The organism is Acinetobacter venetianus RAG-1 = CIP 110063, assembly GCF_000368585.1.
Classification (GTDB): domain Bacteria; phylum Pseudomonadota; class Gammaproteobacteria; order Pseudomonadales; family Moraxellaceae; genus Acinetobacter; species Acinetobacter venetianus.
Genome location: NZ_KB849556.1, coordinates 217,785 through 230,639 on the forward strand (window position 1 = coordinate 217,785; position 12,855 = coordinate 230,639).

15 protein-coding genes and 1 riboswitch are annotated in these 12,855 nt (G+C 39.6%); of the genes, 9 read left to right on the plus strand and 6 right to left on the minus strand.

Going from position 1 to position 12,855, the window contains the following annotated elements; all coding sequences use genetic code 11:
- Nucleotides 1-63 precede the first annotated feature (63 nt).
- From F959_RS01040 to F959_RS01060, 5 genes are all read left to right on the plus strand, one after another.
- On the plus strand, nt 64-717 hold the full coding sequence (locus tag F959_RS01040; protein WP_171056585.1) for a class I SAM-dependent methyltransferase: 654 nt from the start codon (nt 64-66) through the stop codon (nt 715-717).
- Entirely contained in the window at nt 707-1,900 is a 1,194-nt protein-coding gene (locus F959_RS01045) for a TIGR03862 family flavoprotein (RefSeq protein WP_004876595.1), read from the plus strand. Before F959_RS01040 ends, F959_RS01045 begins: the two co-directional genes overlap by 11 nt.
- A gap of 71 nt (nt 1,901-1,971) precedes the next feature.
- Nucleotides 1,972-2,631, plus strand: a complete 660-nt coding sequence (locus tag F959_RS01050; RefSeq protein WP_004876596.1) for a hypothetical protein — start codon at nt 1,972-1,974, stop codon at nt 2,629-2,631.
- Nucleotides 2,632-2,762: 131 nt separating this feature from the next.
- A complete protein-coding gene (locus F959_RS01055; RefSeq protein WP_004876599.1) occupies nt 2,763-3,173 on the plus strand; it encodes a GFA family protein in 411 nt (136 codons plus the stop codon).
- 67 nt (nt 3,174-3,240) lie between these two features.
- Complete coding sequence (locus F959_RS01060) at nt 3,241-3,843, plus strand: flavin reductase family protein (protein ID WP_004876600.1); 603 nt, start codon at nt 3,241-3,243, stop codon at nt 3,841-3,843.
- 48 nt (nt 3,844-3,891) lie between these two features.
- Here F959_RS01060 and F959_RS01065 read toward each other — a convergent pair whose 3' ends face one another.
- Both F959_RS01065 and F959_RS01070 read right to left on the minus strand, forming a co-directional pair.
- Complete coding sequence (locus tag F959_RS01065; protein ID WP_004876603.1) at nt 3,892-5,139, minus strand: winged helix-turn-helix domain-containing protein; 1,248 nt, start codon at nt 5,137-5,139, stop codon at nt 3,892-3,894.
- 126 nt (nt 5,140-5,265) lie between these two features.
- Nucleotides 5,266-5,598, minus strand: coding sequence for a HopJ type III effector protein (locus tag F959_RS01070; RefSeq protein WP_004876604.1), 333 nt, complete (start codon nt 5,596-5,598; stop codon nt 5,266-5,268).
- Between the two features lie 137 nt (nt 5,599-5,735).
- Between F959_RS01070 and F959_RS01075 the strand changes: the two genes are divergently transcribed.
- From F959_RS01075 to F959_RS01085, 3 genes are all read left to right on the plus strand, one after another.
- Complete coding sequence (locus tag F959_RS01075; RefSeq protein WP_029424870.1) at nt 5,736-6,593, plus strand: DUF2071 domain-containing protein; 858 nt, start codon at nt 5,736-5,738, stop codon at nt 6,591-6,593.
- Between the two features lie 58 nt (nt 6,594-6,651).
- Nucleotides 6,652-6,732: riboswitch (Fluoride riboswitch) on the plus strand.
- Between the two features lie 126 nt (nt 6,733-6,858).
- Entirely contained in the window at nt 6,859-7,239 is a 381-nt protein-coding gene (gene crcB, locus F959_RS01080; RefSeq protein ID WP_004876608.1) for a fluoride efflux transporter CrcB, read from the plus strand.
- A gap of 17 nt (nt 7,240-7,256) precedes the next feature.
- Nucleotides 7,257-7,586, plus strand: coding sequence for a DUF190 domain-containing protein (locus tag F959_RS01085; protein WP_004876610.1), 330 nt, complete (start codon nt 7,257-7,259; stop codon nt 7,584-7,586).
- Nucleotides 7,587-7,675: 89 nt separating this feature from the next.
- Here F959_RS01085 and F959_RS01090 read toward each other — a convergent pair whose 3' ends face one another.
- From F959_RS01090 to F959_RS01105, 4 genes are all read right to left on the minus strand, one after another.
- Nucleotides 7,676-7,930 (minus strand): type B 50S ribosomal protein L31, encoded by a 255-nt coding sequence (locus tag F959_RS01090; RefSeq protein WP_004876612.1) that lies wholly within the window; start codon nt 7,928-7,930, stop codon nt 7,676-7,678.
- A 139-nt stretch (nt 7,931-8,069) separates the two neighbouring features.
- Nucleotides 8,070-9,365 carry an ABC1 kinase family protein gene (locus F959_RS01095; protein WP_004876614.1) on the minus strand — a complete coding sequence of 432 codons (1,296 nt, stop codon included), beginning with the start codon at nt 9,363-9,365 and terminating at the stop codon, nt 8,070-8,072.
- 249 nt (nt 9,366-9,614) lie between these two features.
- Nucleotides 9,615-10,964, minus strand: a complete 1,350-nt coding sequence (locus F959_RS01100; protein ID WP_004876616.1) for an MATE family efflux transporter — start codon at nt 10,962-10,964, stop codon at nt 9,615-9,617.
- Between the two features lie 45 nt (nt 10,965-11,009).
- Nucleotides 11,010-11,471: a DMT family transporter gene (locus F959_RS01105; protein ID WP_004876619.1), complete on the minus strand. Its 462-nt coding sequence runs from the start codon at nt 11,469-11,471 to the stop codon at nt 11,010-11,012.
- Nucleotides 11,472-11,587: 116 nt separating this feature from the next.
- Between F959_RS01105 and hemW the strand changes: the two genes are divergently transcribed.
- A complete protein-coding gene (gene hemW / locus F959_RS01110; protein WP_004876620.1) occupies nt 11,588-12,742 on the plus strand; it encodes a radical SAM family heme chaperone HemW in 1,155 nt (384 codons plus the stop codon).
- The last annotated feature ends 113 nt before the right edge of the window (nt 12,743-12,855 follow it).

Here is a 12,855-nt window from a genome sequence, read left to right on the forward strand (position 1 = left end):
AAATACATTAGGCAAAAGCAAAGTGACTTGTTAGACTTATGCCCGATTTATAGATAGTTTGATGTGATTATGTCGATTCGTCAATTTCAAGCGCATAGAATGCAAGCTCCACGAGATTTTCAGCAAATTCCAAATACACCAATTTGCGTTGAAATTGGTGCTGGTAAAGGTAAGCATGCCTTACTTTTTACAGGACAAAATCCTCAAACCACGTTATATGCAATTGAGCGTACTAAAGAAAAATTTTTGGCGATGCAAAAACAGCATCAACTTGAAGTGCGTGAATATTTAAACCCGATTCATGCGGATGCATTACCGTGGATCGTCCATGCTTTATTTCCAGCACAAGTTGAACATTTCTTTATTCTCTATCCCAACCCAGAACCTCATAATCCAGCACAACGCTGGTTAAATATGCCTTTTTTTGAGTTTCTAATTTCGCGCTTAAAGCCGAATGGCACGATTACACTTGCCAGTAACATTCCCGAATATATTGATGAAGCGGAACAGCAACTGATTGAATTGTGGAAGCTGCCATATGAAAAACAAAAAATTGCTAGTGATTCGGCACGTACACATTTTGAAATTAAGTACTTAGAACGCGGTGAATTATGCCAGCAATTGCTGATCACTAAGCCTCAGGAATATGTCACGCGTTTTGATGATTTCATGCCATTACAAGGGCAGATCATGTCTGAGAGCAGTGATGCCGAATAAGCGCATTGCCATTATTGGCGCTGGCCCAGCAGGTTTGATGGCAGCCGAAGTACTCAGTCAATATGACTATACGATTGATGTGTTTGAACAAAAACCTTCTGCTGCACGTAAGTTTTTGATGGCAGGTAAAACAGGACTGAATATTTCCCATAATGAGCCTGTCACGGATTTTATTCAACGCTATGATCAAGCGGAATGGCTTGCGCCTTGGATCAAACAGTGGGATGCGGCGTGGATTCAAAATTGGATGCATGGTTTAGGCATCGAATCCTATATTGGCAGCTCTGGACGAGTTTTCCCCGTTGAAATGAAAGCAGCGCCTTTACTTCGCGCTTGGCTAAAACGTTTGATGACAGCGAAGGTAAAATTTCACTATCGCCATCGCTGTGTAGAATTATCTAAAAATGAACTCACGATTGAAAATCAGACTCAGCGTTTTACGGCAAGTTATGATGCGATAGTTTTGGCATGTGGTGCGGTGTCTTGGGCACAGTTGGGCAGTGATGGCTTATGGCAAGATTGGTTAGCACAGGACGAAATTGAAACTTTTCAACCCAGCAATGTTGGAGTACTGAAAACATGGTCGCCATTCATACAAGATTGTTTTGGGCAACCTCTGAAACGCGTTGATGCATGGGTGAATGCAGAAAACAAAACGCATGGTGATATTGTGATTACACACTATGGTTTGGAAAGTGGTGTGATCTATAAGTTAGGGCGTGATTTAAGAGCCTTAAATGCGAACCATCAAGTCTTACAACTTTATTTGGATTTGCTGCCTGATGTCAGTCTGGCGCAGTTAGAAAATAAGTTACAAGGCAATAAAAAGCAGTCTTTAACCAATATTTGGCGTAAAGCGGGCTTAGATCAAGTCAAAATCAATTTAATTCGTGAAGTCGTTGCTAAAGCGCAATGGTCTGATGCCAAGCAAATAGCACGACATATTAAACAACTCTGCATTGCTTTGGATGGTTTTCGTCCTATTCAAGAAGCCATTAGTTGTGCAGGTGGTGTGAAGCAAATGGCATTGTCTTCACAGTTACAATTGCAATCTAATCCTTATGTCTTTTGTTGTGGTGAAATGTTGGATTGGGATGCACCCACAGGTGGCTATTTGCTGACAGCTTGTTTTGCAACGGGGCGAGCAGTAGGACAAGGTGTTCATCAACTTTTGAGTGACTGAAACAGCTCACTTTTTTACGCTATATCCGATATTATTTTGATTAAAAATATTCTAATTTATGACGAGCCGATATGAATACTGAACACACTTTAGAAGAGCAAAACATAGAAATTATTCAACCATTTCATCCAAAAAATTTATTCAATTTATTTTTTAAACCGAAGACATTTTTTTCTCAGTCGAATCACTATCACCATAAAAGTATTATGCTGATGGCTTATTTGATTGGTGTTGTCGCTGTAATGGATCGCATTGATCAGAAGCTGTTAAGTTCTGAGCTTGGTCAATCTTCATCTTTTACAGATTCCCTGACAGAGACATGGTTCGCCTACTGGCTTTGGGTGCTGGGAATGGGCATTTTGTCGGCTGCATTGGCTTGGGTCATACAAGGCTGGTGGTATAAAAAGCGTCTGCAATTTTCTGGTGTTCAGAATGCTGACCCACAACTTGCTCGACATGTGTTTGTTCTGCAGGCATTAGTTTATGTATTGCCGATCATTGTTGTGACTTTGATTCAAACATTTCTCTATAAAAATTATGTCGATGCCTATAATAATTCGACGTTTTTAGCTGTGATAACAATTCCATTTTTATTGCTTTCATGTTGGGTAAGTTATCGTGGAGCGACACAGGTTTTTAACACCAATGCTTGGGCTAAGTTTTGGTTCTTGGGCATGCCTGTCGTTTTCTACATTACGATTGGTGGTTTATTTGCAGCATTAGTAAATTAATTTAAAACGTAATGCTTTTCAAAGTTCTAAGCATAGCATTCAAATTTTCAATACTTTTGTTTTTACCATTTGCTTGTTATTTCTATTTTATTAATGCTAATTTTTAGAAAACTTTGATTGGGATAATAACTATGTCTTTAGCTGCGCCGATTTTTCAAGGAAGCTGTTTGTGTGGTGGTATTCATTATGAAATCCACGGGGAGATCGGTGATGTTATACAGTGCCATTGTCAGCGCTGTCGTAAAGCTAATGGCACAGCTTTTGCGACCAATGCACCGATCAGCAGCACAGCATTTAAAATTACTCAAGGCGAAAATTTAGTTAAAAAATTTGCAACATCAGGTGTATATCGTTGGTTCTGTAGTGAGTGTGGTTCACCCTTGATTAGTTCTCGAGATGCACAACCTGAGTTATATCGTTTAAGAATAGGGACCTTGGATACACCTTTGCAGCAAAAGCCTCAGATGCATATTTTTGTTGGCTCTAAAGCAGAATGGGACTGTATTGCAGATGATTTACCTCAGTTTGAGGAGCGCCCATAAAGCAAGCATTGCTTTTTGATGATTTGGCAATGTATTTGATTTCTTGGTCCTTGTTTTGGGTATAAATATGATTTTTGATACGGCATCACTTTCGCCAACAGAAGTTTATCGGTTATTGGTTGGAGGCATCACACCAAGACCCATTGCGTGGATTAGTACCTTATCTACTGAGGGTGTAGCCAATATTGCCCCTTATTCTTTTTTCAATGTTGCAAGCTGTAATCCTCCGATTCTGTGGTATTCACAAGTTAATCCACAAAGTGGTCAAGATAAAGATACATTGAGAAATTTAATCGCAACGAAGCAATGTGTGATTCATATTGCCAATACTGAATTATTGGAAAAGATGAATTTATCCTGTGCACTGTTGCCACCAGAGCAGAGTGAATTTGAATTTGCTAAGATTGAATCTTGTGAGAGTCATTCTGTTCAGCCATTGGCTGTAAAAGATGCACCGATTCGATATGAATGCCAATTACGAGAAGTTTTACAACTGAGTAGTTTAGCTTCTGGTGGTACAGTTGCATTGTTAGATGTAAAGGCAATTTATGTGGCTGATCATCTTTGGGATGGCACAATGATCGATCAACAGAATTTACACAGTGTTGGGAAAATGGGTGGGGATTTTTATAGCTTAACCAATGAATTGCGTAAGTTATCTAGACCGTAAAACTCAATTTCAGAGTTAATAAAGTAGGAAAAAATCCCTGCTTAATGATTATTTTGCAGTTAAAGCATCACCTTTAAAGCTTATTTCTTCCCAGCCAATTTTCAGAAATTGACGAACTACACTGGATAATGCTGGCGGGCTAATCTGCGTGATTTCAATAGATTGGCACTGATTAAACTGAGCAAAGCGTTGTAAGGTATCAAAAAATGACGGCAACCAAGATGACATGTCAATCTGTGTATTTTCGATATGCAAATGAATAAGTTCAAATCGACCATTTTTACGATGTGCTTTGCAATCTACTCGACCAATAAAAATATCGCCAAATAAGATCGGCAAACAAAAATATCCATACTTACGTTTGGCTTGTGGTACGTAGCACTCAAGACGAAAATCAAAGTCAAAATGGGTTTTGATTCGTTCACGATGAATAATGGCATTGTCAAAAGGCGAGAGCAGTGACAGATTGTTATGTGGTGTATTTTCGATTTGATCTTGCAAACCAGTCACGACGTAGATTGTAGGAAATTCAGCAATATTTAATTTTTGGATTACACCTTCTTCAAGCATGTGTTGTAAAACCAATACAATATTTTTCCGCAGGGTCGGCTCGGTTTTTAAATGGGTGATTTGTTTGATCGTCGTAAAGCCATAAGCGCGTAAATAGGTCTTAACCAAGTATTCAGCATATTCAAGCGGGTCTGGACATGTAGTATTAATATGATTGGGCAACACTCTTTCGCTCAAATCATAGACTTTCTCGATGCCGTTTCGAGCACTAATCATCAAATCACCTTGCATAAAAAGCTGCTCAAGCGCCATTTTGGTTGGTTTCCAATTCCACCAGCTGCCTTGCTTTTTGCTTAAGCTTTCAAAGTCTCTCGCTTTTTGAGCGCCTTCAATGCGGATTCGATCATAAACATGACGCATGACTTGTGCGTCCGCTTGATAATAACGTGATTCTCGATTTTTGATGCTGTGCATTTTGGGCAGCGCGTATCTAAAATCTTGTATCGGCAAATAAGATGCTGCATGAAACCAATATTCAAAAATCTGACCCTCTGCAACCAATTGGTCGAGCCATTGCGGTTGATAGTCAGGAATACGTGTCCAAAAAGTGTGATGATGTGCTCTTGCCACCATGGATAAGGTATCAATTTGCACATAACCCAATTGTGTCAGTGTTTGAATGACGGCTGCCTTACCTGTTCCAAAGGCTGATTTTTGATGAAGGCCTTGTGCTGCTAAAGTGATGTTCCTGAGTTGTTGTAATATATGATTTTGATTGATTAGCATTATTTTTCTCAGATTATTTTTAAAATTATGCAGTCGACAATATAAATGCTCAAGGGAGCATCAAAGCAGAGCAGGCGAACAGCGTTCGCCCCCTAGCGTCATGGCTATCTTGAGCCAATAAGATCATTATTTTGCAGTTAAAGCTTCGCCTTCAAACTTTACACCTTCCCAGCCATTTTGCATAAACTGACGAATGTTTTGATGGTCTGTTGCTTCTGGCGTCGCGAGAACAGATGCATAATGTTCTGCAAATAAGCTCAGCGTATCTTGTTGATTTAAACCTTCTAGCTTTGCAAAAGTGAGTACTTTAGCACTGCCTTGATTCTCGGTTGCTGCATTGAATTGTGCACCATTCTGAAAAGCCGTAGGGGTATGTTGGTAACGTGCTTCAATAAATGCCAATACATCTGCAAACTTTGCAGAACCATCTTTAAGTTGTGCCAATAAGCTTTGAGCCATTTTAAATTCCATGTTCACTTCACTGAATGCAAGAATCATAGCATTGAATGGCTGAAATTGATGAGTCGATGTGACCAAACTGGACGTATTGATTGAAGATGATTATGCTCATCGCAATGATGAGTGATATGACAACAATGAATAGACATCGTTTTAAGCCACCTAAACAAAATACACTTTTTCAATTGCTTGCCAAATTTTTGAGTTGTCGTTTGATTTTGCAGTTTCGCCGACTGTTGATGCGTTGTATTCCATTTATGCGTTTAGAGAGTCAAGTCAAAGATATTGTCTATTTATCTTGGTTGGTAGATGTGGAGCAGGTACGTCAGCATTATCCTTCTGATGTACCACTTTGGGAGAAGCAAGGTAAAACAATTTTTACGATTTTAACCTATCAACATCAGCATTTCGGTTTTCGTTTTTTAGGTGGGTTACGTCAATGGATGCCGTCGCCACAGCAAAGTAATTGGCGATTTTATCTAGATCATACTTATCCGAAGACTGTGGTTTTTGAGCAAGTGCTTTTAGATCAGTATCTGTATGTGGTTGGTGGACGCTTAGCCAGTGATGTGATGCCTGCACAGTATGCGCCTGTATTTCAGCATCAGTTTAATCCACAGCAGCAAAGTATTCAGACAGATGTTTTTGTTGATACAGACTATTCATTTAACAGTGATGTAAAAATGACACAGGAAAAAATACTTCCCCCAACATGGCAACAGATGTTTGATTCATGGGATGAGGCGGTACAATTTTTGGTGGATCAAGATCACGCTTGGGCAGAATGGGTTGATCGACCTGAATGCATTTCGCAGGGTGATATTGAGATGCCTGTTCAGTATGAAGATATACGAGCTGCTCAAATCTTGTCCCTTAACGCGCCTGCATTATTAAAGAAATTTGGCGTGGAAAGTGACACAGATGCTTTTGCATTTGTTGTCCCTGCTTTAGATTTTCATGTACTCGGTGAGCGGTTCTTAGAAAAAACGAACTAAATTGTGGATAACTTTATGTTTATACACAGTGTTGAGTTGTCTAAAAATTATGTTATTTTAGAGCAAAGGAGATGGCATTCCTCCTATCACAAACCGCTCCATTTTTTACTAGATGAGAGCTAATGATGCCTACGTTTCCCTGAACAGGGGCGTAGGTTTGTGCGTGCTCTGTTCTTTAATTTGGAGTTCGCAGATGATCAGTCCTCAGAAAAATAAACCCATGCTGAATGTTTATTTAGCTCCAAATCTGTGTTTGGAGTGAATCATGTATTATCCTTTAATTTCAATCGCATTAGGTTCAATATTCGGTGCTTGGTTGCGCTGGTTTATTGGACTCAAACTCAATCCAATTTTTCCTAATATTCCACTGGGAACAGTCGCCGTAAATTTTGTTGGTGGTTTTATCATTGGATTTGCAATTTCATATTTTTCTCAAAGTTCACTCAGTCCCAATTATAAACTTTTTGTGATTACAGGCTTTTGTGGTGCGCTTACAACATTTTCAACCTTTTCAGCTGAGATCGTGACCTTATTACAAAGTGGTAAATTGGGTTATGCATGTGCCGCAATTGCGATTCATGTTTTAGGCTCATTGTTATTTACGATTTTAGGAATGAGTTTACATCAGTGGTTAAGCGCGGCTTAGTTGGGGGAATAGTCAAAATGAATGGATTTTTAATTACTTTTTATACTGCCCAAAATCGAACTTATCAGGGGCAGTCCATGAATGAGTGGTTGTTTAGTGTCGCGAAGCAAATGAATCTAAGAGGTGCAACAATGTTAAGTGCTGTCGAAGGTTTAGACCATCACGGTCAATTGCATTCTGGACATTTCTTTGAACTTGCGGATCGCCCAGTACAAGTTCAGTTTGCTGTGACAGAGGATCAAGCAAAGGAATTGTTAGATTATTTGAATAGCAAAGAAATCTCTTTGTTTTATGTCAAAGCACCTATTGAGTTTGGTTTCGTTGGACAATCTGAAAACGAGATTTGAATTTTAGGCATAAAAAAAGAAGTCTAAGCGGAGGAGATTGCCTTAGACTTCGAATAATTACAGCCTAATGGGTGAAACTTAAAATAAGATTAACCCTTGCGGTTAAAACGACCAAAGCGTTTATTAAAGCTTGCAACACGACCTTCATTGCTCGCCTGACGTTGCTCACCTGTATAAAACGGGTGTGATGCACTTGAAATATCCAGCGTAACGTATGGATAAACTTTACCTTGATATTCTTTCGTTTGCTTGGTTTGAAGCGTACTCCCAATTAAGAAATAAGCATCCGCATTGGTGTCATGAAATAGAACTTGTTGGTATGTAGGGTGGATATTTTTACGCATTTTCAAATACTCCTAATTTATATAGAAATGTTATAACATAACAATACATGGAGTCAATTCATGAAACTTCAAGCTGTATTATTTACACATTTAAATAATACAGCTTCTTTTAAATTCGCCGATGAAAAGTAGGATGGGTTTAATAATTCGGTACCAGTTCTTCAAAAAGATCATTCAAATTGTCATGCACCTTCAGATGAATGAGATTCCAGTAATGTCCTGAAATCGTTCGATTCACCATCAGCGTATCAGGTGATGGTTTAAAGACATCCCAATATTTTAATGATTTCTTCACCAGTCTCATGCCATCGTGATGAGATGAATTTTCAGCAAAATCGTAATGTGTACTTAATGGACGCAGTAGGATTTCGATCCACTGGACATAAAGCTCGCTTGGAAATTTTTGCTTTTCAGCGATCGAATGTAGCTCAACCAGTAGATTTTCAACCTGATTAATATCTTCTTGACGAGCTGCATTCACCAATGCTTTAAAATGCTGAATGATTTCAGGTGAAAGGGTTTTTACACTGCCGTAGTCATAAATGATGATACTGCCATCTTCTCGGAATGCAAAATTCCCTGGATGGGGGTCACAGTGAAAACGTTTTAAGAAAAACATTTCTTGACCCAAAGCACGAATTAAACGTCGACCAATTTGATTGCGTGTTTCGACTGACCATGTACTCGCCGTTTCAATAGATTCGCCTTGCTCTAAGCTGAGTGTAAGAACGCGACGAGAAGAATATTCTTTATAGACCGTCGGTATAATGACTTGGTCATCGAGTTTTTCATGAAATGTTTTAAAGACTTCGAGGTTTTGTGCCTCAATTTCATAATTAAGTTCAGCAGATAAACTATCTTGAATTTCTTTAAAAAGTTGGTCTTGTAATTTTTTATCAATTTTTAAAACACCCATGAGACGAAGTGCAAGACGGACTTGTTTTAAATCACTTTCACATGCATCGTCGACCCCTGGATATTGCACTTTGACCACAACTGATTGACCATTCGGTAGCACTGCACGATGTACTTGTCCAATCGATGCAGCAGCAAAAGGCTCTGCTTCAAAAGAGCTAAATACTTCATTTAATGGTTTACCTAGCTCTTTTTCAACTTGCTGTTTAATTGCAGCGAAAGGCATTGCTGGTGCTTGGCGTTGTAGTTTGGCAATTGCTTTAGCGACTTCGGGTGGGAAAATATCTTTGTACTGTGAGGCGATTTGACCGACTTTCATTACCGCGCCTTTCATTTCACCTAAGGTATCAGCAATTTGTAATCCGATATCTTGAAAGAGTTGGCTTCGTGCTGCATTTTTTTGTTCTTCGTCTGCATTGAGATTGCGAATGGAGTTGGCGACGCTTTTGGTCGCAATACTTGCGGTCATACCAGCGAGTTTTAGAAAACGTTTACTGGGTGAACTTGCATGCTTCGCCATTTCGCTTGACCTCATACGATCCAGTTTTAAATTGATACTTTGATCATAGGCGACAAAACTTAAATTGCCTATAACAAAATGTTAAGTGATGTAATTTAAAAATCTCCCCTAAATTATCTTTAAAAGAGGGGAGTGCTTGAGCATCTAAGGTGATTTTAGGTTGTTGAGTACATTTTATTTTTATTCTTCTTGATATTTTAATTCTCTTGAGAGCTGTGGTGAGACTCACAGCTTCACTAGAAAAAATATCTAAAGGAGGTTGGCTAAGCGTTTATTGTTTAAATACAATCGCCCAATAAGTAATACACATGCGATGGTTAAACCAATAATCAATCCTAACCAAACACCTGCGACACCCCAAACGGTATAGCGTGCTAAATACAGCCCGATTGGAAAGGCGATCACCCAATACGCCATCAACGTAATCCACATCGGTGCTTGTGTATCTTGCATACCACGTAAGCACCCTGCGGCACTGACTTGCCAAGCATCCATGAGTTGATATGCCATGGCAAACCAAAGTAAATACATAGCAACAGGAATCACTTGAAGGTCATCTGTGTAAATTGCCACGATGTATGGGCGTGCAACCGCGATCAATGTCATCGTACAGGCTGCAAAGAATGTTGCACTTAATAGCCCGACTTTTTGTACTTGTCGCATGGCAAGCCAGTTCTTTTCACCATAATACATTCCCACACGAATGGTGAGTGCAATGGCTAGAGACAATGGAATCATGAACAATTGAGAAGTCACGGAAATGGCAATTTGATGTGCAGCAATTGCATTTTCGCCTAATGGGCTGAGGACCAATGCGCCTGTACTGAAAATACTAACTTCGAAGAAAACTGCGAGTCCAATTGGAAAACCAAGCTTGAGAATTCTTTTGACCCAATACGGATCAATTTTTTCCCATTGAGTGAAAATAGGTGCTTGTTTATATGCTTTTGCTTTAGAGATGTAGATCGCCAAAGTGATGAACATTAACCATTGTAGAATTGCTGTAGCAAAACCGCATCCAGCACTCCCCAATGCAGGAATTGGCCCAAATCCATACATAAAGATAAAGTTCAGCGGGATGAGGACAAGTAACGCGATTAGGCTAATTGCCGTAACAGGACGTGGATGGCCTAAGGCCTCGGAGTAACTGCGTAATGCTGCATACATCATTACCGCGGGCATACCAAAGCCAATCGCATGCAAGAATAAGCTCGCTTTAGGTAATAAGGCTTCTGGTACGCCGAAAAGTGGCAGTAGCATTGGCATTGCTTGCAAGATCAGCATTGCCAAAATACCGAGGATGAAAGCGACCCACAAAGATTGGCGAGCAATCGTTGGAATTTTTTCAGGTGTCTTGGCACCACGCGCTTCCGCAACGAGCGGCGTAGCAGCAATCATAATTCCTGCAAACAACAACATAACAGGAATCCATAAGCCGACACCAACAGCAATCGCTGCAAGGTCAGCAGCGGAAAGATGCCCTGCCATAATGGTATCAATCAGGCCTAAACCAGCTTGAGCAAATTGAGTAATCAGAATAGGAAGCATCAAATGGAATAATTGCTTCAATTCATAGCGCGTCGTGGAAGTGTGAGACACAAAAAATACTCTTATAAAAATAAAGGAGAGTTAGGGGCTACGGCCCTAACGCTGTAAGGTGAGTAACACACCGATAAAAATGATAATACCGCCAAGCAAACGTTGCCAATTTATAGGCGTTTTGTCCGTACCTATCCAGCCAAAATGATCAAGTAACATTGAAATCACCAATTGCCCAAAAATGACTAAACCAGAAAAAGTCAAAAAACCGAGCTTAGGCGCAGTATAAATGCTCATACTAATGGCATAAACCCCAAGGCAACCGCCGATCCATAAATACCACGGAATATTTGAAAGTTCACTTAAATTTGGTTTAGATACATCCTGAAAATAGACTAAAAAAGCCAAAATAACTGTGCCAACAAGAAATGAAAGAAATGCGGCCTGAAGCGGAGAATGTAAATGTTCTCGGAATTGAGCATTGATTGCTGTTTGAAATGCCATTGCAATTCCAACACCTAACGCAAGGGGGAGAATAAATAGCAATTGGCTAGAGATTTTCATCATATTATCAATCTAATTGTTCTTTGTAATCACAGTCTAACTGAATCGTGAAGTGATGATAATAAGCTGATTGAGAGAGTCATGTTAAAATAGAAAAGTTCTGTTATTGAGCTTTTACTTTGAGTCATTTAAATCCAGCAAATATTCCACTTTCTCTGTATATCCATATGCCTTGGTGTGTGCGTAAATGTCCTTATTGTGATTTCAATTCGCATGCTGTTCCTGATGGGCAGTTATCTATGGATTTGGAGCAACAATATCTTGCGGCTTTGGTGGCTGATTTTGAAACACAGATAGAAATGGCTCAAGGTCGTGCAATTCATAGTGTGTTTATTGGTGGTGGAACGCCGTCTTTAATCTCAGCACAAGGCTATCAGTGGTTATTCGATCAACTTAAAACTCGATTGGATTTTGAAGCCGATTGTGAGATTACACTGGAAGCTAATCCGGGAACAGTTGAGCATGATCCTTTTGCAGATTATCTTGCGACTGGAATTAATCGTTTATCGCTCGGTGTACAAAGTTTTGATGCTGATCATTTACAGCGCTTAGGGCGGATTCATTCAGCAGATAATGCTTTGGATGCAATTCAGCAGGCGCGTCAGGCAGGCTTCGAGCGTGTCAATGTCGATTTAATGCATGGTTTACCAGAGCAGACAGAAGAACAAGCGCTCACAGATCTAAAGTTAGCTGTAACGCATGGAGCGACGCATATTAGCTGGTATCAGTTAACCATTGAGCCAAATACTGTTTTCTTTAGAACTCAGCCTATATTGCCACAAGATGAAGTTTTAGAGCATATTCAGGAGAAAGGTGAGGCCTATCTTATTGCAAATGGCTACGTAAATTATGAAGTCTCTGCATGGCGAAAGGAAAAGCCATCTACACACAATCTAAATTATTGGCAGTTTGGAGACTATTTGGCGATTGGGGCTGGGGCACATGGTAAAGTGACGCGTCCTGATGGGATTTACCGCTTTCAGAAGACACGCTTGCCCAAAGATTACTTAGCAAAAGTTCCTGCTGATCATGTGCAAATGAAACGAATTGAAGCAGACGAATTACCCTTTGAGTTTATGATGAATGCACTACGCTTAAATGACGGTGTGTCAGCTGAACTTTATGAACAACGTACAGGCTTAGCGTTGAGTGATTTGGATGATGTTTTAACGCAATTACGTGACAAAAAATTATTGCTTGAAGACTCTGCTATCTTAGCTTGCACAGCTCAAGGGCATATATTCTTAAACTCGGTCTTAGAAGCATTTTTATAATGTAATGATATGAATGCTTTGAGCAAGGATGCTTAAAGCAATTTAAATTTATTTGTCATCATTTGGAAAAATAGTTTAGACAAAATAAAAAGCCTCATCATTTATGATGAGGC

What these genes read in the sequence shown, in the direction of transcription:
- F959_RS01045 (WP_004876595.1), top strand. Translation starts at nt 707, where the DNA reads ATGCCGAATAAGCGCATTGCCATTATTGGCGCTGGCCCAGCAGGTTTG.
- F959_RS01050 (WP_004876596.1), top strand. Translation starts at nt 1,972, where the DNA reads ATGAATACTGAACACACTTTAGAAGAGCAAAACATAGAAATTATTCAA.
- F959_RS01055 (WP_004876599.1), top strand. Translation starts at nt 2,763, where the DNA reads ATGTCTTTAGCTGCGCCGATTTTTCAAGGAAGCTGTTTGTGTGGTGGT.
- F959_RS01060 (WP_004876600.1), top strand. Translation starts at nt 3,241, where the DNA reads ATGATTTTTGATACGGCATCACTTTCGCCAACAGAAGTTTATCGGTTA.
- F959_RS01065 (WP_004876603.1), bottom strand. Translation starts at nt 5,139, where the DNA reads ATGCTAATCAATCAAAATCATATATTACAACAACTCAGGAACATCACT.
- F959_RS01070 (WP_004876604.1), bottom strand. Translation starts at nt 5,598, where the DNA reads ATGGCTCAAAGCTTATTGGCACAACTTAAAGATGGTTCTGCAAAGTTT.
- F959_RS01075 (WP_029424870.1), top strand. Translation starts at nt 5,736, where the DNA reads ATGAATAGACATCGTTTTAAGCCACCTAAACAAAATACACTTTTTCAA.
- crcB (WP_004876608.1), top strand. Translation starts at nt 6,859, where the DNA reads ATGTATTATCCTTTAATTTCAATCGCATTAGGTTCAATATTCGGTGCT.
- F959_RS01085 (WP_004876610.1), top strand. Translation starts at nt 7,257, where the DNA reads ATGAATGGATTTTTAATTACTTTTTATACTGCCCAAAATCGAACTTAT.
- F959_RS01090 (WP_004876612.1), bottom strand. Translation starts at nt 7,930, where the DNA reads ATGCGTAAAAATATCCACCCTACATACCAACAAGTTCTATTTCATGAC.
- F959_RS01095 (WP_004876614.1), bottom strand. Translation starts at nt 9,365, where the DNA reads ATGGCGAAGCATGCAAGTTCACCCAGTAAACGTTTTCTAAAACTCGCT.
- F959_RS01105 (WP_004876619.1), bottom strand. Translation starts at nt 11,471, where the DNA reads ATGATGAAAATCTCTAGCCAATTGCTATTTATTCTCCCCCTTGCGTTA.